The 20,668-nt window shown below is 36.6% G+C and carries 19 protein-coding genes and 2 pseudogenes; 2 read left to right on the top strand and 19 right to left on the bottom strand.

Annotated elements, in window-relative coordinates:
- Window positions 1-53: 53 nt before the first annotated feature.
- From MHI35_RS08495 to MHI35_RS18890, 6 genes and pseudogenes are all read right to left on the bottom strand, one after another.
- Window positions 54-2,210 (bottom strand): MMPL family transporter, encoded by a 2,157-nt coding sequence (locus MHI35_RS08495; protein WP_211064019.1) that lies wholly within the window; start codon window positions 2,208-2,210, stop codon window positions 54-56.
- Between the two features lie 145 nt (window positions 2,211-2,355).
- Window positions 2,356-3,387 (bottom strand): acyltransferase family protein, encoded by a 1,032-nt coding sequence (locus MHI35_RS08490; protein ID WP_211064020.1) that lies wholly within the window; start codon window positions 3,385-3,387, stop codon window positions 2,356-2,358.
- A gap of 554 nt (window positions 3,388-3,941) precedes the next feature.
- A complete protein-coding gene (locus MHI35_RS08485; protein ID WP_003211444.1) occupies window positions 3,942-4,130 on the bottom strand; it encodes a hypothetical protein in 189 nt (62 codons plus the stop codon).
- A gap of 49 nt (window positions 4,131-4,179) precedes the next feature.
- Window positions 4,180-4,686, bottom strand: coding sequence for a hypothetical protein (locus MHI35_RS08480; RefSeq protein WP_144522665.1), 507 nt, complete (start codon window positions 4,684-4,686; stop codon window positions 4,180-4,182).
- Window positions 4,687-4,912: 226 nt separating this feature from the next.
- Window positions 4,913-5,536 (bottom strand): hypothetical protein, encoded by a 624-nt coding sequence (locus MHI35_RS08475; protein ID WP_284553834.1) that lies wholly within the window; start codon window positions 5,534-5,536, stop codon window positions 4,913-4,915.
- 395 nt (window positions 5,537-5,931) lie between these two features.
- Window positions 5,932-6,350 (bottom strand): annotated as a pseudogene (locus MHI35_RS18890) (hypothetical protein); the annotation flags it as partial.
- 474 nt (window positions 6,351-6,824) lie between these two features.
- On the opposite strand from MHI35_RS18890, the gene MHI35_RS08465 reads away from it, so the two are divergent.
- The gene (locus MHI35_RS08465; protein WP_284553833.1) at window positions 6,825-8,180 is read left to right on the top strand and encodes an IS1182-like element ISBpu1 family transposase; all 1,356 of its coding nucleotides are present in this window, start codon (window positions 6,825-6,827) and stop codon (window positions 8,178-8,180) included.
- A 229-nt stretch (window positions 8,181-8,409) separates the two neighbouring features.
- Here MHI35_RS08465 and MHI35_RS08460 read toward each other — a convergent pair whose 3' ends face one another.
- The 4 genes from MHI35_RS08460 to MHI35_RS08445 form a co-directional block, all read right to left on the bottom strand.
- Window positions 8,410-9,447, bottom strand: coding sequence for a Rap family tetratricopeptide repeat protein (locus MHI35_RS08460; protein WP_335349624.1), 1,038 nt, complete (start codon window positions 9,445-9,447; stop codon window positions 8,410-8,412).
- Window positions 9,448-9,650: 203 nt separating this feature from the next.
- A complete protein-coding gene (locus tag MHI35_RS08455) occupies window positions 9,651-10,487 on the bottom strand; it encodes an SMI1/KNR4 family protein (protein WP_211064357.1) in 837 nt (278 codons plus the stop codon).
- Between the two features lie 101 nt (window positions 10,488-10,588).
- Entirely contained in the window at window positions 10,589-11,005 is a 417-nt protein-coding gene (locus tag MHI35_RS08450) for a hypothetical protein (protein ID WP_211064356.1), read from the bottom strand.
- Between the two features lie 435 nt (window positions 11,006-11,440).
- Window positions 11,441-12,523, bottom strand: a complete 1,083-nt coding sequence (locus tag MHI35_RS08445; protein ID WP_249407491.1) for an XkdF-like putative serine protease domain-containing protein — start codon at window positions 12,521-12,523, stop codon at window positions 11,441-11,443.
- A 101-nt stretch (window positions 12,524-12,624) separates the two neighbouring features.
- Between MHI35_RS08445 and MHI35_RS08440 the strand changes: the two genes are divergently transcribed.
- Window positions 12,625-12,831: a hypothetical protein gene (locus MHI35_RS08440; RefSeq protein WP_211064355.1), complete on the top strand. Its 207-nt coding sequence runs from the start codon at window positions 12,625-12,627 to the stop codon at window positions 12,829-12,831.
- 4 nt (window positions 12,832-12,835) lie between these two features.
- On the opposite strand, the gene MHI35_RS08435 is transcribed toward MHI35_RS08440, so the two are convergent.
- From MHI35_RS08435 to MHI35_RS08395, 9 genes and pseudogenes are all read right to left on the bottom strand, one after another.
- Window positions 12,836-13,576 (bottom strand): hypothetical protein, encoded by a 741-nt coding sequence (locus tag MHI35_RS08435; protein WP_211064354.1) that lies wholly within the window; start codon window positions 13,574-13,576, stop codon window positions 12,836-12,838.
- 68 nt (window positions 13,577-13,644) lie between these two features.
- Window positions 13,645-14,550 (bottom strand): phage minor head protein, encoded by a 906-nt coding sequence (locus MHI35_RS08430; RefSeq protein ID WP_211064353.1) that lies wholly within the window; start codon window positions 14,548-14,550, stop codon window positions 13,645-13,647.
- Complete coding sequence (locus tag MHI35_RS08425) at window positions 14,547-16,067, bottom strand: phage portal protein (protein ID WP_211064352.1); 1,521 nt, start codon at window positions 16,065-16,067, stop codon at window positions 14,547-14,549. Before MHI35_RS08425 ends, MHI35_RS08430 begins: the two co-directional genes overlap by 4 nt.
- A pseudogene (locus tag MHI35_RS08420) lies at window positions 16,067-17,363 on the bottom strand (PBSX family phage terminase large subunit). Before MHI35_RS08420 ends, MHI35_RS08425 begins: the two are co-directional and overlap by 1 nt.
- A gap of 11 nt (window positions 17,364-17,374) precedes the next feature.
- Window positions 17,375-18,226, bottom strand: a complete 852-nt coding sequence (gene terS, locus MHI35_RS08415) for a phage terminase small subunit (protein ID WP_211064351.1) — start codon at window positions 18,224-18,226, stop codon at window positions 17,375-17,377.
- Window positions 18,227-18,285: 59 nt separating this feature from the next.
- Entirely contained in the window at window positions 18,286-19,149 is an 864-nt protein-coding gene (locus MHI35_RS08410; RefSeq protein ID WP_211064350.1) for a hypothetical protein, read from the bottom strand.
- Window positions 19,150-19,210: 61 nt separating this feature from the next.
- The gene (locus MHI35_RS08405; protein WP_211064349.1) at window positions 19,211-19,552 is read right to left on the bottom strand and encodes a hypothetical protein; all 342 of its coding nucleotides are present in this window, start codon (window positions 19,550-19,552) and stop codon (window positions 19,211-19,213) included.
- 155 nt (window positions 19,553-19,707) lie between these two features.
- The gene (locus MHI35_RS08400) at window positions 19,708-20,052 is read right to left on the bottom strand and encodes a structural protein (RefSeq protein WP_211064348.1); all 345 of its coding nucleotides are present in this window, start codon (window positions 20,050-20,052) and stop codon (window positions 19,708-19,710) included.
- A 90-nt stretch (window positions 20,053-20,142) separates the two neighbouring features.
- Window positions 20,143-20,322 carry a hypothetical protein gene (locus tag MHI35_RS08395; protein ID WP_058015612.1) on the bottom strand — a complete coding sequence of 60 codons (180 nt, stop codon included), beginning with the start codon at window positions 20,320-20,322 and terminating at the stop codon, window positions 20,143-20,145.
- Between the last annotated feature and the right edge of the window lie 346 nt (window positions 20,323-20,668).

The following is a 20,668-nucleotide window of genomic DNA, read 5'->3' as shown; positions in this document are numbered from 1 at the left end:
TTATTGAGGCAACGGCGGTATTAGTTACATTCTTTCAGTTCATACCTAATAAATTAGATCACCTTTTTTTCTTTTTGTGAAATTGACTCTCCTTCAATATCTATATGTGGAAGCCAACGTGCTAGCCATTTAGGCAAGTACCAACTTGCACGTCCTAATAGCATCATACAAGCCGGAATAAACGTCATCCGTATAACAAATGCGTCAAATAAAACACCAAATGCCAACGTTAATCCCATTGTTTTAATAATCAAATCTTCTGCAAAAATAAAACTTGCAAAGACGAAAATCATAATCAAACCGGCTGCAGTTACGACCCTACCACTGTGTTTCAATCCTGAAACAACAGATTTCTTTGCATCACCTGTTAGAATGAATTCTTCCCTCATTCTACTTACTAGGAATACTTCATAATCCATTGCAAGACCGAATAAGATTCCGGTTACTAGTACAGGCATAAAATTAAGTAATGGCCCAGTAGCAGGTATTCCAAACCATTGCGCTAGATGACCATCCTGTAATACAAAAACAGCAAAACCTAATGTAGCACTCAGTGTCATTAAGAATCCTAGTACTGCTTTGAATGGAACAAGTAATGATCTAAATACAAGAATCATTAAAATAAAAGCAAAACCAATGATGACTCCTGCAAATTTAGGCAATGCTTTACTAAGCCTATCTGAGATATCGATATTAATTGCAGTGGAACCAGTGACAAGGAATTTAGTACCATTCACACTAGACTCATTTCGAATATCTTTCACTAATTGCTTCGTTTCTTTCTCTTCTGGACCACTCTTAGGCAGAATGGTTAACATTGCGTACTGACCAGATGCATCAGGGATCGCCGGGGTGATCTGTTTGATGCCATCCATTTTCTCTAATAATTTTGATGATTTTTCAATAGCTTTCATTTCCTTACTCGATTTAGAGGCATCCATAATGACAACAAGTGGTCCATTAAACCCCTTACCAAAACCTTCTGCTAAAAGATCATAGCCTTTTCGCTCGGTGGTTTCTTTACCTTTCATACCGTTATCAGGAAGACCAAGCTCCATATGAAGTGCAGGCCAGCTAATCAAGCCTGTCAATAAAATAACACCTATCATAATTCTTCCTGGATATTTCTGAATAAACCTACCCCAGCGTGTGGTTTCTTTCTCTTTTTTTGTTTGTATGCTGGCAAACAATTTATTCTTCCGTGAAGGACTTACCTTGTCTTTAAGAATCCCCAATATGGATGGTACAATTGTCAAAGAAACAAGCATAACAGATAGCACCATAAATGCGGCTACAATTCCCATAACCCCCAAAAATGGAATATCAACTAATACCAGTCCACATAGTGCAATAATGACAGTTACCCCAGCGAACAATACAGCACTTCCAGCTGTACCTACAGCTCTACCCGCTGCCTCTTCTAAATCATAACCTTCCGCTAACAGCTGTCGATATCTTGAAATTATAAACAGTGCATAATCAATTCCCACTGCAAGTCCAATCATTACAGCTAATGTGAGGCTAAACGCAGACATATCCACAAAATTTGACGTGATTAAGATGCCCATCACGCCAATGATTAAACCAATGAGAGCGGTTAATATTGGTAATCCTGCAATTAAAAGTGAAGCAAATGTAAAAGCTAAAATCAAGAATGCTAGGACAATACCTAAAACTTCCGAAATGCCTCCAACTTCAATTTCTGAAAACGTGACTGAGCCACCTAATTCCGTTTGAATGCCACCATTTCTTGAAATTTCAATACTATCCAATACCTTTTTTTTAGAGGATTCCTTGACTTTATCTGCTTTTACTCGATAGGTAATATCCGCATACCCTATTTTCTTATCTTTGCTTATGGCAAATGTCTGATACAAATCCGTCACTTGCTTTACTGCTTTATCTTTCTTAATTTCTTTAATCGTCTCATTTATTTTATGCTTAACTTTCTTTGTCTCTAAAGTTTCATCTTTAGGCGCTTTAAATATTAGTCGGATCGTTCCTCCATCTTCACCTGCAGGAAACTTTTTTTTCAATAGATCCATGGCTTTCTCGGATTTTGTTCCTGGAATCGACATATCTCCATTAAATGAAACGCCTGTCCCTATTGTTGCGGCAACGATCGCAACTAAAACAAGTAACCAACCAATAAACATTCTTTTAGGCTTAGAGAAAGAAAATTTCCCTAAGTTATATAAAAATTTTGCCATTCACTTACTCCCTTTTCATTAAATTCATTCTATTTATCACTTATATTCTACGCAATAGATTAGTTAAATAAAATTGTACTTTTGGGCAAAAGGGATTGTACATTTAGGCAAAAAAAAGGGCGCCTATTGAGGCTCCTTTGAGAAATTATGAAACAGCTGATTTTTGTCGTGGTCTGTTAATCTTTCCAACAAACATATATCCATGTTTATGATGATTCGCCGCCCATGATATGATGATTGGTCCAACAACAGCAAGCACTGTTATTAAAATAGTACTTATGGAAAAAGGATACTCCTTTAATTGTGTCCAAAGTAAAACGGCTATCCCAAGAAAATAGCCATGAAGCAAATAGATTGTAAATGAATACTGGCTAATCATCTGTACAAAGGCAGGGACTTTTTTCACTTTTGAAAACATAAGAAAACATAAGAAAATAAAGCTTACTGTATAAAGTACAACATCTGGTCTTTTAGAAGAAAGTGTGAAGAAACCTAAATATGAATTAGATAACACATTCATTGCTGAAACGATGATCAACCCGTAAACAGCAAGCTGAAAACGATTCAGTAATGCTATAAATTGCTGATAATGTTTCCCGCAATAATAAGCTAAGCAAAAATAGAAAAGCCATCCTGGGAATGGAATCCACTCTAATCCGAACATTGGATTTGGTAATTGAGGCTGCGGTATTTTAACAAAATTCCACAAACTTAAATAACCGATCGTTATCATAAATGAAATGGATAATACCCACTTTGGGGAAATAAGATGATTAAATTTATGAAACACCATATGCAATAGATAAAATTGAAAAATAATCAAAACAAAATAACCAATATAATTTCCCAAAAACACATTTGCAGAGGCTCTTTTGAAGAAATCAATTAATCCCCAATTGATTGATGCCGAATACATGAGTGCATCTATTATTCCGATAAATACAAAGGGGAAAAAAATAGCTTTGATCCTCTTCCACATAAATCCTTTTGGTGTGCCGTTTGGATAAGCATGTGCCAATAAAAACTCTGAAATGAAAATAAAACTTGGTGTACTGAACATAAGTAAAGCTGTAAAAATGGATGATTGTTGTGGACTTGATAGGATGGCAATTGCATGGATAAGAACTACACTCAAGCATGATATACACCTAATAAAAAAAACTTCTTTTATTTGCATCAATAATTCCCCCTTTTTCTATAAAACATGTATCATTTTAACAATTTTCTTCTCCTCTAAATAGAGCCACTATGACTATATTAAATACAGTCAGCATTTTGTTCTTCTTATTTTAGATTCATAAATACCGTCAATTCAAAGCGAATCAACTAGTAGAAGCGTTTAACATATTTGTTGTCTTTGGTACATAGTAGCCATCTACCCCATTGTTTTTTGATCCATTAGCCGGATAGAAGTTATACAAAAGTAAATGCCTTCTTTCGTTTTTTCACTTTTTACTCCTGTAAGATGCATAGAAAAAAGCCGCCCAGAAGGACGGCCTACTCATTTTTTATTTGTTCATTTTTTCTTTAAATCTTTATTGTCACTTTGATGGATCTATTTTCGTTCTTGCGTACATATGCTTGAAATATTGAAAACACCCACACAAATAATAAATCGGAAGGGTTATTTTATCGTATCTCCCCTTTCTGTTTATTACAAGAAACAGATATCCGAAATAGATTAAAAATCAAAAACAGGGAGCTATAAACGTAGCCCCCTCATATATGTGATTAATTTTTCTTTTTTTTGTGATCTTTTATTAAACTTGAAACAGTTAAACCCATAACACCAAAAGCTACAATATAAAATAAAACATTAGTGACAGGTGTATCAATTTTACTTAAAACCAACACAACAGCTATAATAGCGATAGGTAAAGTAATTAACACACTTTTAGATGCCTTATTTTCCTGTGTCATCTAATCAAGCACCTCCTTGAATTTTACCATTAGGATGTTTTAGCTAAGTTTAAAAAACAAACAGCATTATGGTTTTAGCAACCCACCACGCCGCATTTTCATTTCCAGTAACTTTAAGAGCGCCTAAATAGATACCATGTTCTAGAGCGCCTGTATAATGTTCTAGAGTCATTAGAATCGTTTCTAATCCAGTAACACCGCCTATCATTACCTTAAGTTTTTTCGGTAATTGGTCATAGGCACCTTTTATCGCTTTGATAGCCGTTGTGAATTTACCATGTACAGTGGCTTCTGCATTTTCCTTTTCTTGAAATTCTTTTATAGTTTTTTTGAATTTTACTGTTTCTTCTTCGTTTAGATTCCAATACTGTACAATCTCATCTATTGTAGGATCTGTTGATTGATCAAAAGAAGCATTTACAAATGAATAAGAATAGGACTGTTCTTTCTCGAGAGCTTTAGCAGCATTTGCTTCTGCAAAAGGTGTGACTGTTAAAAAAGAAATTCCAGCAACCATTGAGAATAATATCCCTTTAGAAGTGCTTAAATTTTTCATAATAACTCCTAATTTTAAATATTTAGTGGCTATGCTCCTAACAAATATTAGCATATTTTGTAATTCAATATTTTGTTTCAGCTATTAAGAGTAACCCCCCTCGGTTTTATGCTATCATTTGTAAATAATTGAAGTAAATAGGGTTTTGGTTACATACCTTTAATGGTTCATTATACATATTATTATTAATCCATAAAAACATCATTTTATTTGAAAACCATCTGTCTTACTGCTTATCCGTCTTAATAACTATTTGACACTCGATTTTGTAAGTGGATTCACCAGTATCAACTTTTATATCATCACGGTTAATTTTATATTTCCCACCATACAATCTCGATGAAACAGGATAGGACTCACCATCTCTAAGATATCTGAATATAAATTCCTTGCCTTTTTTATAATCTTTAAGTGGAACATGCCCTACTTTCAAATTATTAATATAAACTGCAATAGCTTGAGGATCATGTTCGTTGTCCTCCTCAAGTTGCAAATAACCATCAGAAAAAAATTCATCCTGATGAAGGAAAATAGGCTCGTCATAAGTGTATTCTAATATTTCAGTACTGGTCATTCCATTATATTTTTCTTCAAAATTATAATTGTCTTTTTCTTGGGCAATGGCCTTTTTTATTTCTTTTTGATAATAGCTTACTCCAGCAACATTGAATGTGATATATTCAAAAAATGCATCTTCCTCTTCATACTTAACTGAGTATGAAGTTTCACTCACAAACTTTGGATATTCATCGATTTTCAGGGGCGGATCAGCTATCTTTTCTAAAGTATTCACAGTACTTTTTGCTTCTTGTTTAAAAATCATATGCTTAATAGTATTCCATAAACTCACTTTCTCACCCTCCAAATGTTCTTCTTTTGATAGTTATTATATTATCGACATTATCCCCATTTTGTTTACAATTTTTTGAAGCTGAGTTGCGTCTGTTAATATCAGATAAATAGGCAAATAGGGAGGCACGGAGAGATTCTATCCTCATTTATCGCATTGGCTGAGTCACTCCCCTTCGTGTTAGCGCATTCTACGACAGGCTCTTCCTATAATTAGCCATCACGAAAGACAACACCTTAATCCAGGAGCATAGACTGATTCTATTCAGTTGTGAACTTGAATATGGATTAAAAATAAGTTAGAAAGAGCTGGTACCATTGCAAATTCACCAAAATTATTTATAAATTCGGTTTTCAAAGCTTTTCTTTCATTTGCTTTAATCCTTTTCTAATAGATTATAAAGCATTATCAGGCCCTTTTTCATCACTACCCATTTTATCGAAGTGCATATTCACTGAATAATTGTTGGTAACATTCTTAGTTTCTGACACTTCAAATCCTGGGGTAACGAGAGCATTTGAAGCCTTTTTAAGCTTATCAATCAAACTGTTAGAGATGAACTTGCCGATTGACTCCATACTTGAATTGATAAACTTTGTGAATTCAGGAAGCTGTTTATTGATATCAATAATCTTATCGTTCATCAATTTTCCTATATAATCCTTAAACCCATGCTCAGCATTAATAAGATCATCATAATTTGCGTTAATTGATTTTTCGTTTTTTTCAACCCAATCTTGCAGCGCTTCTTTACGCTTAAGTTTACACGATCTTTTAGGAATTTATTTAAATCAATCTGTTCCTTTTGCATGTGATATCTAAGTTGTTGAATTTGGTGGTCAAAAGTGGTCATTCCTCATTTTGTTTGTGGTCACTATAAATGTGACCACAAACATCCTATTTAAAAAACCCCCTGAAGCCAATGGCTCCAAGGGGTTTTCTATATTAATACTGAGACATATACTGATCGCGTTCCCAAGGATGTACTTGGGTGCGGATTATAACCTATATTGTCTTTATATGTCTTTGTAGATCATCAACGTTGATTTATAGAGGTTTTCATCTAAAAAAAATAATACAAAATCATAAAATATTTTTAAATTGTGGGTGATTCGTGGGCGTTTTGTGGGTGTTTCCTAAAAGAATGAGAATTCATTATAAACCTAGTTTGATAAATAACAAATCCTTTCTATAAAACAGACCATTTAGGTCTGTTTCAGACCGTAGACAAAGTCTACAAGCTTTTTTGTATAATAAGGGTAATAACAATAATCTGTGGGGGATAAACATGTTATCGAAACGTGAAGAAGAAAGAAGAAATCAATTAGAAGTAGTGGCTTTAGATGAATTAGTGCCTGAAGATCATCTTGTGCGGAAAATTGAACAAGCAATCGATTTCGACTTCATTTATGATCTTGTCAAAGATCATTATAGTTCTGATAATGGTAGACCAAGTGTTGATCCTGTTGTTCTCATTAAGATGGTCTTAATCCAATATCTATTTGGTATTCGCTCTATGCGTCAAACCATTAAAGAAATTGAAACCAACGTGGCTTATCGTTGGTTTATTGGATATGGGTTTTCGGAGAAAATTCCGCACTTTTCTACCTTCGGTAAAAACTACGTGAGACGCTTCCACGATACAGATTTATTTGAACAAATTTTTTACCGAATCTTAAGAGAAGCGATGAAAAAAGGGTTCGTTGACCCGTCTATTGCCTTTATTGATTCCACTCATGTCAAAGCGAATGCCAATAAGAAAAAACTTGAAAAGAAAATCGTTCGGGTAGAGACGAGAAGTTATCAAAATCAGCTTCATGAGGAGATCAATGTTGATCGTGAGGAACATGGAAAAAAGCCGTTACCCCTACAGAATAAAGAGAAGAAAAAAGAAATGAAAGTCAGTACAACTGACCCAGAGAGTGGCTATTATGTAAAGGATGAACGTGAAAAGTCATTTGCTTATTCATTTCATACAGCTTGTGATTCAAAAGGATTTATTTTAGGCTCGCTGGTCACAGGCGGAAATGTTCATGATAGTCGTATGTTGGATTCACTCGTATCAAAGGTGACAGAGAAAGTCGGAAAACCAAATGTAGTCGCAGTAGATGCGGGATATAAAACACCTTACATCGCTAAGTTCTTAATGGATCAAGAGATAAGACCTGTCATGCCATACACTCGTCCAAGAACAAAAGCTGGTTATTTGAAAAAGAATGAATACGTATACGATGCATATTTTGATTGTTACATTTGCCCCAACGGGCAAATTCTCTCTTATCGTACAACGACTAGAGAAGGTTATAAGCAATATGCGTCCGATTCAGAAGTATGTAAGTCCTGCTCGTTTTTAGATAACTGTACCCAAAGTCAAAACCACACCAAACAAATTCATCGGCATATTTGGCAGGATTACCTAGATGAAGCAGAAAATCTGAGACTTACTGAAATAAATAAGAGCATCTACGCAAAACGGAAAGAAACGATTGAACGCGTTTTTGCGGATGCAAAAGAAAAGCATGGTATGCGTTGGACGAAACTTCGTGGACTAAAAAAAGTTTCAATGCAAGCGATGCTTACTTTCGCTGCCATGAACCTTAAAAAGCTAGCAAACTGGACATGGAAAGTACCATGTCCAGCGTAAAACACATGATGTTTTTTCAAAAAATGTGAAAACCCCACTTTTACTTGAAGTAAAGATGGGGTTTGTCTACGGTCTGAAAGCCCTGAAAAGGGCTTTTTTATTAATAGACTTCATGTTTAACCAAAGTAGCCGTTTTCTGCGGTTTGAAAATCATTTGAGGAATTTATATGTACAGTAGTTGTGATCCCCATTAATAAGGTAAGGCTTAATATCATAACTTTCAGGTGCTTCATTCAGCTTCCTCCTCCATCCATGTCAATTTTTTGGCCTGTGATTCCAAACCTTCATCAAAGTATTTTGATGCCAGTTTGTAATTATCCTGCTTTTTATAAAATCTTGCTGCCATAATTGACAATTCTGCGGCATCTGTCCAAAGTTTTTGATTTTTCAGTGCATTTAAAGCTGCATCTAGTTGAGCTTCATCACCTGTTATATAAATTGAATGTATGATGTTTAACTTAGCAATATACGCATTGTCAGATAATTCATTCGCTAACATGTAATTTGTTCTCATATACAGTGGTTTGTGTGGCTTTTTTAATTCAACCGAAAAGACATATTGTAAACATTCTAAAGCTTGCTGAAGCTTTCCTTGACGCTCATAACATATCCCAAGATTGAAATACCCTAGCGCTTGTGGAAAATCAATTTTAGATTCTGCTACTAAATTGATAGCATCCTTATAGGTGGATTCAGCTTGTACAAATTGGTTTAAATCCATCTTATTTGATGCGATTACCATTAGAGTAGTAGCAACCCGACTCTCTTGTAAATCTGCTGATTTAAAGCTTTCTAAAGCTTTTTTGGCGTGGTTAATGGAGAAATGATTTTGTGCGATTTCGTAGTATGCAATCGAAAGCTGATAATTAAATTCAGCACGTTCTAAATCATCAGGAACGTTTCGAAGTCGGGTCTCTGCAATATGATAATAGTTGATAGCGTCTGAAAAGCGCTTTTTATAAAACTCATACATGCCATTGAAGAAGAAATAATAATACTGAATCATGTCATCCGTTTTCTGCTTCTCTTCAATGTCTATTTGCTTCAATATATCTTTTGATCCCTCAAACTCCTGCGCCAACATTTTGTATCTGGAATCAATCAAGTTAAAGTATAATAAGACATTTTGATCTTCTTCCATATTTTCAAAGGCTATTACGATCTCTTTTCTCTTATTTTCAGCCTTTAGAATGTCCTGTTTCTTGATATATCCGTACCAATCACCGATCATTTTAGCAACAAATGGGCTTGCTACTTTTTCTCCCAAACAAACCTCCCCCTATCCATTCCTTTATTTTCCCTATAATTACATATATTATCATCTGTTTGAATATTCCACACCGAAAAGAAACCGCAAAAAAGAACAAAAAAAGAGAGACGAATTCGCCTCTCTGGTATGCCTTTTATTATTTGATGATACTCCAAATAAATCTTCCACTAGTATGGCCTGTTTTTTGTGCCCAAAGCTTACTAAAGGAAACTTGTTTTCATAGCAATTTGTTCTCCTTGATTTACTATAAGTGGATCTTTATTTTTTTCTAAAAATTTAGCAATTTGATTTAGATTTCCATTAATTTTATCGTTGATTGGCATATTGGGATTCAATAAGAGAACGTTGTTAATCGTATCAGCTACTTCATAAAGATCATCTTCATCTTTTGTTTTTTCAATGTGATATTGCATCTTTTTAAAAAACCATTCAATTTCGTTCAAATCAACCATCGGGTAATATTGAATTTTATAAAGATTCTCTTCATCAAGGACGTCCAATTCAAATATGGCTTCAAGTTCTTCTTTACTTAAATGAACTTCAGAAAGTTCATATTCACCCTCTGATGCTTCCTCATCAACAGTGTACTCAGCTGTATAAAGCCCCTGAATGAATTCATCAAAGGAATCTGCTAACTTAAAGTCTTCTTCCATCTCAACATCAAAATAATGAATTGGAGGATTCTCTTTTGTTTTTCGATAATCCATCGCTACCCAAGTATGGCCATCCCCGTTAATCAAAACAAGCCCTTCTGGCAGCTCCCACTCTTTTATCAAATAGGCACTATCCATAATCCCTTCATCTTCAGCAATTCCCAGCAGGTGATTAAATTGAATGTGATCCTCAGCCCATGAATTAGAGTGAGTCGTTGGAAAAGCATTATGAACTGTATAACCACCATTCTGTTCTAATATGAGCTTTTTATATGTATCTGGCAAAGTGACCCCAAGTTTATCTTCAGCCTTCGCTACTTCTTCTGCGTTGATCTTTTTTAACGTATAGTAACCTTCATCGTCTATTTCCCAAAAAGATTTCAATGTAGTATTTCCTCCTAATGTCACAAACTTTTAACGTGAACAAAAATTCGACCAAGGTTCTTGTGCAAAAAAGCAATTTCTAAGTCAGAAGTTGCTCTTTTTTAATCTTCATCCTCAGGATCTTCGTCTACACCAAATATCAAATTTTCATCTACAAAATACATTTCATAAAGTGTACGCTCTGTTACTTCTCCTTTTTTAATTCGTTGGTTAAGAATAAACATTAAATCTATAGGTTCACGCTCATAATAAATGCTGTCGCCTTCTTCGGAATGAAGAATAGGCTTGTTTAAGTAAACATAAGTTTTCGGTTTTGTAAAGTACGTCCACTCCACTTGAGGATGGTTTCTTCTAATAACTTCTGCATAATAAATCCCTATATCCATTGCTATTGCATAGTCCACTTTTGCAATTTCAACCGGATTAGCCAATAAGCTCTTTTTTTCATCTTCATAAATAAAATCAGGATATTGCCTTAATTCTTCTAATTCTCTACCAATCTCTTCTTCTAAATTCATAAATTTCAATCTGAGATAAAAACCAACTATAGATATCTATAAGTGATTCGGGAGTGAAATTAAAGTCCACCTCTTAATTAGTAACATTTTCCAAAACTCGTAGTGGTATCTGATTAACAAACCAATCAAAGAGAATTTCAGCCTCTTTTTTTGATAAAGTTTCAAAGGATTCCATTATAATTGGTGGTTCCATTAATACATACTCCATTAAATTTCTCCCTCATATTGTAATTATATTTGTATAGTGGCTATACTGCTCTAACTCAGTTATTTTATGGTTTGTTTGCTCAATTCTACCAGTATTTGTACTTATAATGAAGTACTACTTTATCAATCAATTCAATTTTTTAATCGGAAATCTTTAACCAATTGTTTCCTTACAAAAATGAGAAGTTCGTATAACCTATATTTGACACGTCGATACAATTCTGTTGCTCAATCAACCGCTGAATATCGATCCAAATTATTTTCAACTTGTGACCTAGACATCCCTACAGCTGCGGCCATTTCTTTTGCGACCTCTTCATCAATTTGTTTTTCTTGCGGATCAGGCTGATCTTCGCCTTCTCCCTTCTCAAGGTCATCCAGACGTTTTACGACTGGTGCAATTGTTTCCTCTAGCATCTTTTGCAGATCTTCTTTGTTCACTTCTTCCTCCTCCTCTTCCGCTTGACTTAGTAAGTTGTCTATAGCAGCTCTTGCATTTTTTAGCTCATTCAAGTTAGCAGCTGAAAACTTTCGGCCAGCTTTTGCGACTTCTTCAGGTGGATCAGTTTGGATCCCAGCCAAGTCATCAGTAAGCAAAATCTCTTGTGTGATTTCCACAAAATCTTGCAGTGCTGCCCTCACCTTTTCAGGGTCAGTCTCCAAGTCTTCATCGTCGTAAGAATCCCATTTATACAAAACGGAATTCAGTGCATCTTGTGCCGCCCAAAACTCACGACGCATGCGACCTTTGTCGTATCGGTTCTTTACTTCTCCTTTTGATAAAAAGAAGTTTTTAAGCAAAGAAAAAAGCCCCTTCTCTTCAGAAGCTGGCTCACGCTCTTGCTTACCTATATCCGCTGTTCCGGCCATTGAATATCCGGTGATCTCGCCCTTTTGAATCTGTTCCCAAATTTCATCGGAAGCCTTCGTCACAAGGACCCACGATCCTTTCTTGATAATCTCATCGCCCATTTCAAAGTCAGACGGCGCAATGTACGATTCAACGACTTCTCCGACACCGCCTTGGAAATCATGCTGCTTGTCGATCTCACGTGCATCCTTCAAGAATCCGTGAGCCGCTTTCTCAATTTCTTCTGGTGTCATAAAGTCTCCATGTGCATCAGCTACATTTGGTTCGTATACAATTCCATACACAAGACGTTGCACATCATCAGCCTTCGCAAGGACCTTGATCTCTTTTTGAAAGTCTGGCTGTTTTTCTGATTTCATAAAAAAGAACTGCTTTTGATTAGCAGCCTTGTCTACGTATGAAACGTGTGTGATTTTTGCATTTATCAATTCGCGTGGCAATTCATTCACCTCCTTTCAATAATTTTAAAATTATTTCAAGTTGTCCATTGACACATTTGTAATTTTTTAGTCTAATCAAATAAAAAGGAGGCATTAACATTGTGAAAAGTAATAAAGATAACTACAATCAAATGAATGAAACTAAACTGGGTAAAAAACTTGATGAATCTGTCGAATCTCCACCGTCTAGATTGCCAACAAATCCGATCACACCTAAAAAACCCGGACCCAAAAATGAAAAAAGAGAAAGATTTTCTGTAGATGTTCCTTCTTCCAGAATTGCTTCTAATACAAGAAGAGAAAAATAGAAATTTATACAATTGGATTAGAGGATGCATTGTCAATAATTTGGCTATCTTTAATTTCTTCTTTATTGTAAATGCCAATTTTCATACCAGTTCTTACATCTACATAGTACTTTTCTGGTTTTAAATCGTATTTATTTATTAACTCTGTAAAATAATGTGTATCAGTTAATGTAAGATTTCGTTCAGGCTCTAAAGGCCTGGACACTTTTTCAATATCCCCCACTAATTTTTCTGATCCATCAATCTTTGAAATTTCAACTACATTTGATCCTTTTGTAATAAATATCTCTTCCCAAACAGTTTGAGAATTAGATAGTTTATTCAAATCTCGTTTCTCTCGAATTTTATTAACATTAGTTAAAATCAATTTGTAAAATAGTTTCGTATATACTCGTGCAATCCAATAACTACTTATTAGACTAAACAAAAGAAACGTTATAACAAAAGGGAAACTGGTCAAATGATCGTTTAGAGATGTCAAATCACTAATATATTCATTTCTTAATTCTATTAATGATATATTTACTTTGGACTCCATCCAGTCTAAAAATAGATTGTACATAAGAACTAGAAAGTTATATGCCACTATACTTATCACAGAAACTGGCATCCACAATAATGCACTTATACCAACCATTTCAAACGGATTATGCTTTTGATTTGGCGTTATTCCGAAAAGTTGTAACCAATAATAACAAATCAGACCTGGTAACGTAAAAATAATAGTAGAGATAAATTCACCCATTGTATTCTCCTTTAATACTTTTTCATTCAAAAAGTATTATAGCACTATAAAATGGAAATAATTTAATTTCATAACATTTTTCTAAGAATATCTTCTTTTTCCTCAGCCGACAATCCTAGAATAACAGGATCAACCACAGGTCCCACAGCACAATGGCAGTTAACCCGCTCTTTCGGAGACAGTTTTGTATCTCTCGGAAACATGCACCGCTCTCCGCTTCCTGGTATCTCAAATTCTTCATCGAGAGGAATGATCGTTCCATCGAGCTGCACATGACTATCCCTCGACTGATTCTTTTTCCCTCCGCTGTGCTTCCACTTCTTCCCCGTTACAGCTGGAGATTGTACATATGATTCATGTTGAGCAACAGAAGAAGCGGTCAACACTTCTGTAATGGCTGTTACACGTGCACGTTTTCGACTGAATTCAGGAAGATCCTTTAGCTCCAATTCAATCTCCTGAATAGAGCGGCCTTCTTTTATACCATCTTTCAGGGTTTGTTCAATAGCCGTATGAGTATTCAGCTTCATCAGCTGCGCCAACTCCCGAGACCATGATTCAATCCACTCTGTGGTTCTTTCAGATAAGACCTTGAAAGGAATATCTGCATCGATGGAATGCATGATCTTCTCAGCCAGTTGTGTGACGGTAAGAGTAAGAAAGACAGCAGTTTCTTTTCCGAACAGCTCCGCAAATTCATCTGAAGTGAATAGATCATTATTAAAAAACGCTAGAATTGATTCTAACGTCTCCGAATCATCCTTGGATATAAAACCATTCAGTGCTTTCAAAAACGTCTTACGTTGCAATCTGAACAACCTAGCGATGGTTTTCTCATAATCCTCCACCAAGGAAGGGATACCCTCCAGTTCAGGGAAATCAGCCACCGCCGCTTTGAGTTCCTCGATCTCATCCGATTCCGCTTTTTGCACAAAGGCATTGATGTTTTTTATCAGCTGATCAATCTTACTCATTTGCGGATCTCCTCTAGTTCATCCCGAAGGTCTTTGAGGATAGATACCAATTCATTGTTAGTACCCGCAGACTTTTGAAGAACCGTATCAAGGAAGCTAGTTGATGCCTTTGGCTTCGCTTCAATTGGTCGATGATATTCTTCCTCTGGCCATTCTTCAAGTGTCTTACCAAGAATACGGCCAGCCAGATCACGCAGATCATTCGGTGAAACCGCTCCTGCCTGAATAAACGGTGTAAGAACCTTTGCGATTTCGAGCGGATCACGAAAGTCAGGACCATTTAATATGAGCCGCACATGCCAAAGATCGAGATCAGGAAGAAATAGCGTATTGAGCTTGCCAGTGATGATCATTCTTTCCGGCTGAAATACCTGTTCCTCTGTAGTCTTACGAGCGGTGTCAGCTGTGGCCTTGTTATAATCCTGTGACTCGCCTGTGTAGATCGGCGGCAATCGGAATGAGGAACGTATCTTGTTTCTCGTCTTCTCATCATATTCAAGGAACAGAGCATCTTCCTGAAGAATCTCGGCCAGTGATTTTATATCTACCTTTACATTCGCCGGCTCTTCATCGTTCGATAGTTCATCCTTCTTCGGAATCCCTTCCACTTCGAGTAACAGAAATTTATGTGCATTGTCTGATCCCTCGATGCCGTTCATGTATTCCTGCAGCTGCTCATATGACGATTCAGAAAGCATTCCATTCTCTACAGTAATTGCAGCTGGCACATGCCGCCCTTGTTTAAAGTACAGATAGTTCAGTTCTTCAGCTTTGCGCGCTCCATACATATTGACGATGTTACCAATCCAACGAGGAACACCATATGTACCGCTGCCGATCTTGAAGTGAATGACTTCGCTTGCTACAAGATTAGAAGGGGTGTCTTCGCTGTATTCTCCCGTAGCAGCGTTCAATGTTCTTGGATCACCGTACTCCTTGAAGAATACTTTTTTAGTGTTGACTTGCTGCACATACTTTCTGAACCGTTTCATTCTTTTGAGAGATTTGACTTGACCATGATCGGTATATTTAAAGTCAATCTCGACAGGATCACCTATCTTACATATTCGCATGTGTTGAGCATCTAAATATTCAATCCCTGCTGGTTGCCCTGTGCCATTACGTAAAATTTCAAGAAAGCCATTCCCTGTCCGCTCCCTATCCTCTATCACATACCCTAGAACCACTTCGGCTGATTCATCATAGTTCATGTATCTGCCGAATTCTTCAAGTCGTGTCCATTCTTTCTCAGCTGTCTTTTTCTTTTCCTCTGGCGCGTTCTCAGCGTTGAAATCAAAGACATATTCGATCCCCAAGCCGAAACCTAGAATGTTGGTTTTATACGCATCGATGCATTGCTGAAGAATGGTAGAATACTCAGCTATTTGTTTAAGCTCTGTGATATTGTACGGCGGCTCGATAACGTCATCAGCCTCATAATTAAATCCATCTTCATAAATCTGCTTAGTGGTTTCAGACACATTTGCTTTCATCACTGTTGCTCTGACCGTTTTCATCAGCGTGACCTCCTTTCTCTGTTCGGGCGTGTCCGCTCTTTTGGTTTCTCTTTCAGATCGGTGACTTCATAATCATCTAACGCATACCAGATGGCTGAAAAAGTATGAGGGTCAATCTGAAACTCGTCCTCTATGATATTGCCGCGCTTGTCTGTCTTATACGTGAGCGGCTGAAGCTCATAGATCGTGTTTTTGCATGAGTCGGAACAAATGATTTTCTTAAACCGCTTGATCTTCTTGGTGTACTGCAAGCGTGATCCTTGGAACTTATGAGCGGCCACCATGTTGTATCCCATCTTGCGGAAATATGCGATTGTCTTCTGCTCATTATCAGCCTTGATCAACTCTTTTGTTTCGACGAACTCTTTCAAGTCCTCAACCGTGACATCATCAGTCTTACCACGATCGTAATACTCCCAATAGATATATAGATACTTCTTCTCGTGATCCACAGCCAGCCTAACCACAGCGTTATATGAATCAACGAAACCAAAGTCCATGCCCGCTCTAAGCAAAGGACGATTGATATTTGAGATGGCCAGCATCACATCTTTATGTGACTGCACCTCGAATTGAGGAAGAACACGAATTCCGTTAACGCCAAAATGACCTTTTCGGGCTATGCGATAAAGGTCTGGATCGTATTCCTTTAGTTCGTCCAGCTGCTTGATGTAACTGACCGGAAGGAACAAGTTATCTTCAGCTGTAGAATGATGATAGTACGTATCGTTGATAGCGATCGTTCGCTCTTTGTATAACCTTTCATCATCAAGGATAAAGCGGTTGTTCTGATCATCCTTAAAGAAATGTCTGTACGTCCAATTATCCTGGCCGACAGGGTTCGTCGATAGAATCATGTGCAGCTGCAATGTTGGATGACGCAAACGACCAAGCAGCTCCTTGAATCCCTCGTACTTCACTTCTGAACATTCTTCAATCCACATGATCCAGATGTTGTTGATCGACTTCAGCTTGGCTGGCTTGTCCAAGCCTTTGAAAATGATCCGGCTGCCATTGTGAAATTTAAGCATGAGCGGTGATGTCCGGCACTGAATGACATGATCGAGTCCAAGATCATTCACGATCTCTTCAAACAGCGAAAATGTCGAATCCCTGTGCGTATCATAGACTTCACGAATCACAAGAGCGGTTCGCTTCTCATCTAGCAGCTTTAAGATAAGTTTGAGGGCAATGTGATAGCTTTTGGACGAGCCTTAGCCGCCCACCAAGAATTGAAACTTCTGATCCCAATCAAAAAAGAAAGTCCTCAAAATGTGGATTGACTTCCTTCTCCATCATTTGAACCATCAGCCATCACCTTTATTCTTCCGCTTAATTGTTATTTGTACAGAGTCATCAACAGGTCGAGCAGTGATCCGCTCCAGCTCTGCTTCTCTCGTTCGGTTTGCAAGATCAAGGCCACGTAGCCTCAATTCGTATTCAGACATAGTTTTCATTATGTCGACTTTCTGCCTAATGGCTTTATCACGTTGTGCGGTCACACGTGTCAGAGCATCTTCTATGCTCAATATCTTCTCCAGCAGAGGTGAGTCTGTCTCTTCAATCTGGACCACAGCAAGACGTTCATTAGTTATTGGCGCTGCTTTAATCAGGCCATTCTTATCTGGAGCCTGTACAACGTCTTTCATCTTCCGCATTTGCTGCAAGACTGTCCGCTGCTTATCAGTCAATCCATTCTCGTATTTAGTGATCAATCGCATCATTCTTGATTCACGAACGCTCAATAATCGTATTGATAGATCAATTTGGTACAGAGGATCAGTCTCAACTTCAATAAAAAGCTTCTGTTCCTTTTCATCCATGTACTCAAACATGGTCGTTTCATATTCACCGGTCTTGAATGAATTCTTGTTCCCTTTTGGAGCTGCGCCACCCCTATTACCTTTAGCATTTTGGTTGCCGGGTGGCGCTTTACCTCCTTTGTTTCCTTTGGCGTTTTTGTTCCCTTTAGGTGCGCCGGAACGAAAAGGAGCGCTCCCTTTGAATTTGTCTTCCCATTTATCGTTCGCTTTCCATTTACGGACTGTACTGCTTGCCACACCTAACTCATCTGCAATGTCTTTAAGCAAGCGGGTTCTATCGCTCTCTTTCCAAAGACGAAAAGCCTCATCTCTTCTTGGATCGCGTGGTCTAGCCATTACATATCACCCACCTCCGAGTTGCTGAATTAAGTTTGAGTTTGTTTTTAATATTTAGATTATGCCTTTTCGATTTCGGTAGCTAATTGAAGGTACATTTGTTTATCCGCATGAAAAAAATGCAGAAGAATATTTGAATAAATAAAAGCTTGAATTATCCAACCTACAGACGGTAATAACTTAACTATAACTTCATCCATACCAATAAATTGTGTTTCAACTTTGCCTTTTACTGTACTTTTATATGCAAATTTATTTAAATCTGGTTTGTAAGTAATACTGAGATGAGCGTCTGAATTTCTAATTTGTCTATTTATTAAGGATGTTAACCTTGAATATTTATCATTTGTTACTTTGTTAAAACGCTCTATTTTCTGATAAATTGTTAGTTTTGATATTTTAAATAAATCATATTGGTTTTTATTGCTTATTTCAGCAAGAGCTAAACAAGAATTCAAAACTTTCCCGATCATTTCTACCCCTTTAGAATATGTATTTATAACATTTGCTCCCATAGATTTCTTTTCATGTAATTTAAGTTGCTTTCCTTTCGAATTTTTAAACATAGTTTTCGTTTCAGTAAATATCCTCGTAAACTCACTATACGATGACATAGTCTCTGCTTCTGGATTTTCTTTCGACCCTTGCCAGAATGCTGTAAGAACACTTACAACTTCTACTGGGTTTATTTTTGATGCACTGTCATAAAGTTCTAAAAATAATGATATAAACTCTTTAACCTCATTTTTCCCATATATTTTTTTGTCATCAATCCATAGTTTAACTGATAGAAAAAGATATTCATTTAAAGTTAAATCATTACTTCGCGATGTTAACTCTTTTATATCGTCTCCAAAATATCCTTCCATTGATAGTTCTTCTAATTCATTTCCAGCCTCTTCAAATTCATTATATTTACTCATTTGTTCATCGCTCTTTTCTATTTGATTTAACATCTGTCCTTTTAATTTTAGTATAAGCATTTTAAAGGTTTTGATTTATTGTCTTCACTATAGATTCGACTGATATTCCTATTTTTACTTCGGCAGCTTTTTGTCTGTCAATAAAATTGTTGAATCCTTCTTCTGATTCAACTTTATAATAATCTTTAGTAATTTCAATCCATCCCTTTAAGTGTTCAATCAATTTTAAATGCTCTTTTTCAATAAAAGTAGGCCTAGCAATGGACTTAATTATTTCTAAAACTTTATAATACTCTTTTATCGCAATTTCCATTCTCTCTCTATCGGAGTTTATATTATTTGATATTAATATTATTAGATCTCCTAATTTATCAAGTTGTTTAGCATATTCTTCAATTAACATTTTGCATTCCTCCCTACCTTAAATATCGGCTGAAAATAAGCATATGGAACCATTTGCGGATTTTGTCGAACGAAATCATAATAATTGAGGTGATTACTAGAGGATTAACTTATATAGGATATTTAAGATTAGCCGCCTAGAGACGGCATTGTAATTTACTTGATGTAAAATTCCGATGTATAAAATGTACCAACAGTTGCAACATGGTTGCCATTCTTGTCGTAGCGCTCTACTTCAACTTTGAATCGATACGTACCTTTTTTGTTACCTAGTGATTCCTTGATATCGAATTCATCATACTGTTTCTCTGCTGGGTTAAGCGGGTTAGGTGAATTCGTTCTGATTGTGACCCATCTCCCTGCAACTTTTCGTTGAGGAATAAGGTTTGGCCCACAAATGTAATCATTGTGATTTTGAATCGCAACAACCACAACCTTGTCCTTTCCTAAAGTATGATTCGCTTTTTTTGGATTAGCAGATACACCAAATTTTGATGCCATGCTCATCATCTCCCTTTTTATATTTTTGCGCTCCTATCCCTCACCAAAGCACGTGCAGCCATACACCCAAAAGACGACTGTTCCCAAAATTTATCGTTTTCTTCGGATACGGCCGCCTTGTCTTTGATACGTTTCGCGTCTCGTTCCCATTATTTCTTCCCAATCGCGCGTCGTTATCGGATCAGCATCGCTCTTCTTACTATTAGAACCAGGAGCAATGCTTTTAAATTGCTTTAATGTCTCTTTAGAAACAGAATCCCTGATCTTCATGTTCATACTCTCCTTGCCGAATAAGCACCACCTTACGCTATTCGCTTAAATAGATTTTGATTTTGCAATGATGACTACACTCCGAGAGGATGCCAAGTACAGTCAATCATCAAATAAAATGAAAAACTGTCCTCGATACGGCCGCCGCAGACCAGCTGCTATCCTGGCTCAGAATGTCCCTCTCGTATGGCCACATTCCTCAACACCTTTGTTCCGTATCCAGATACACCATTGATAAGGGAAAGGCGCGTCTCCCAATAAAAAAAGCGGACACCAATCAAGGCACTTAAAGTGCTCAATGATCAGCGTCCGCAGGTTCTTCCTTCTGGACAAAATATTCACGTTC

This window comes from Bacillus sp. FSL K6-3459 (genome assembly GCF_038003305.1).
Taxonomy (GTDB): domain Bacteria; phylum Bacillota; class Bacilli; order Bacillales; family Bacillaceae; genus Bacillus; species Bacillus pumilus_O.
This window is presented reverse-complemented; position numbering and strand designations above follow the sequence as displayed.

Coding starts and splice junctions, on each gene's coding strand:
- MHI35_RS08485 (WP_003211444.1), bottom strand. CDS start 4,130: ATGACACAGGAAAATAAGGCATCTAAAAGTGTGTTAATTACTTTACCT.
- terS (WP_211064351.1), bottom strand. CDS start 18,226: ATGGCTAGACCACGCGATCCAAGAAGAGATGAGGCTTTTCGTCTTTGG.
- MHI35_RS08495 (WP_211064019.1), bottom strand. CDS start 2,210: ATGGCAAAATTTTTATATAACTTAGGGAAATTTTCTTTCTCTAAGCCT.
- MHI35_RS08395 (WP_058015612.1), bottom strand. CDS start 20,322: ATGAAGATCAGGGATTCTGTTTCTAAAGAGACATTAAAGCAATTTAAA.
- MHI35_RS08450 (WP_211064356.1), bottom strand. CDS start 11,005: ATGAATTTAGAAGAAGAGATTGGTAGAGAATTAGAAGAATTAAGGCAA.
- MHI35_RS08435 (WP_211064354.1), bottom strand. CDS start 13,576: ATGGGTGAATTTATCTCTACTATTATTTTTACGTTACCAGGTCTGATT.
- MHI35_RS08465 (WP_284553833.1), top strand. CDS start 6,825: ATGTTATCGAAACGTGAAGAAGAAAGAAGAAATCAATTAGAAGTAGTG.
- MHI35_RS08405 (WP_211064349.1), bottom strand. CDS start 19,552: ATGTTAATTGAAGAATATGCTAAACAACTTGATAAATTAGGAGATCTA.
- MHI35_RS08490 (WP_211064020.1), bottom strand. CDS start 3,387: ATGCAAATAAAAGAAGTTTTTTTTATTAGGTGTATATCATGCTTGAGT.
- MHI35_RS08430 (WP_211064353.1), bottom strand. CDS start 14,550: ATGAGTAAGATTGATCAGCTGATAAAAAACATCAATGCCTTTGTGCAA.
- MHI35_RS08425 (WP_211064352.1), bottom strand. CDS start 16,067: ATGAAAACGGTCAGAGCAACAGTGATGAAAGCAAATGTGTCTGAAACC.
- MHI35_RS08410 (WP_211064350.1), bottom strand. CDS start 19,149: ATGAGTAAATATAATGAATTTGAAGAGGCTGGAAATGAATTAGAAGAA.
- MHI35_RS08480 (WP_144522665.1), bottom strand. CDS start 4,686: ATGAAAAATTTAAGCACTTCTAAAGGGATATTATTCTCAATGGTTGCT.
- MHI35_RS08400 (WP_211064348.1), bottom strand. CDS start 20,052: ATGGCATCAAAATTTGGTGTATCTGCTAATCCAAAAAAAGCGAATCAT.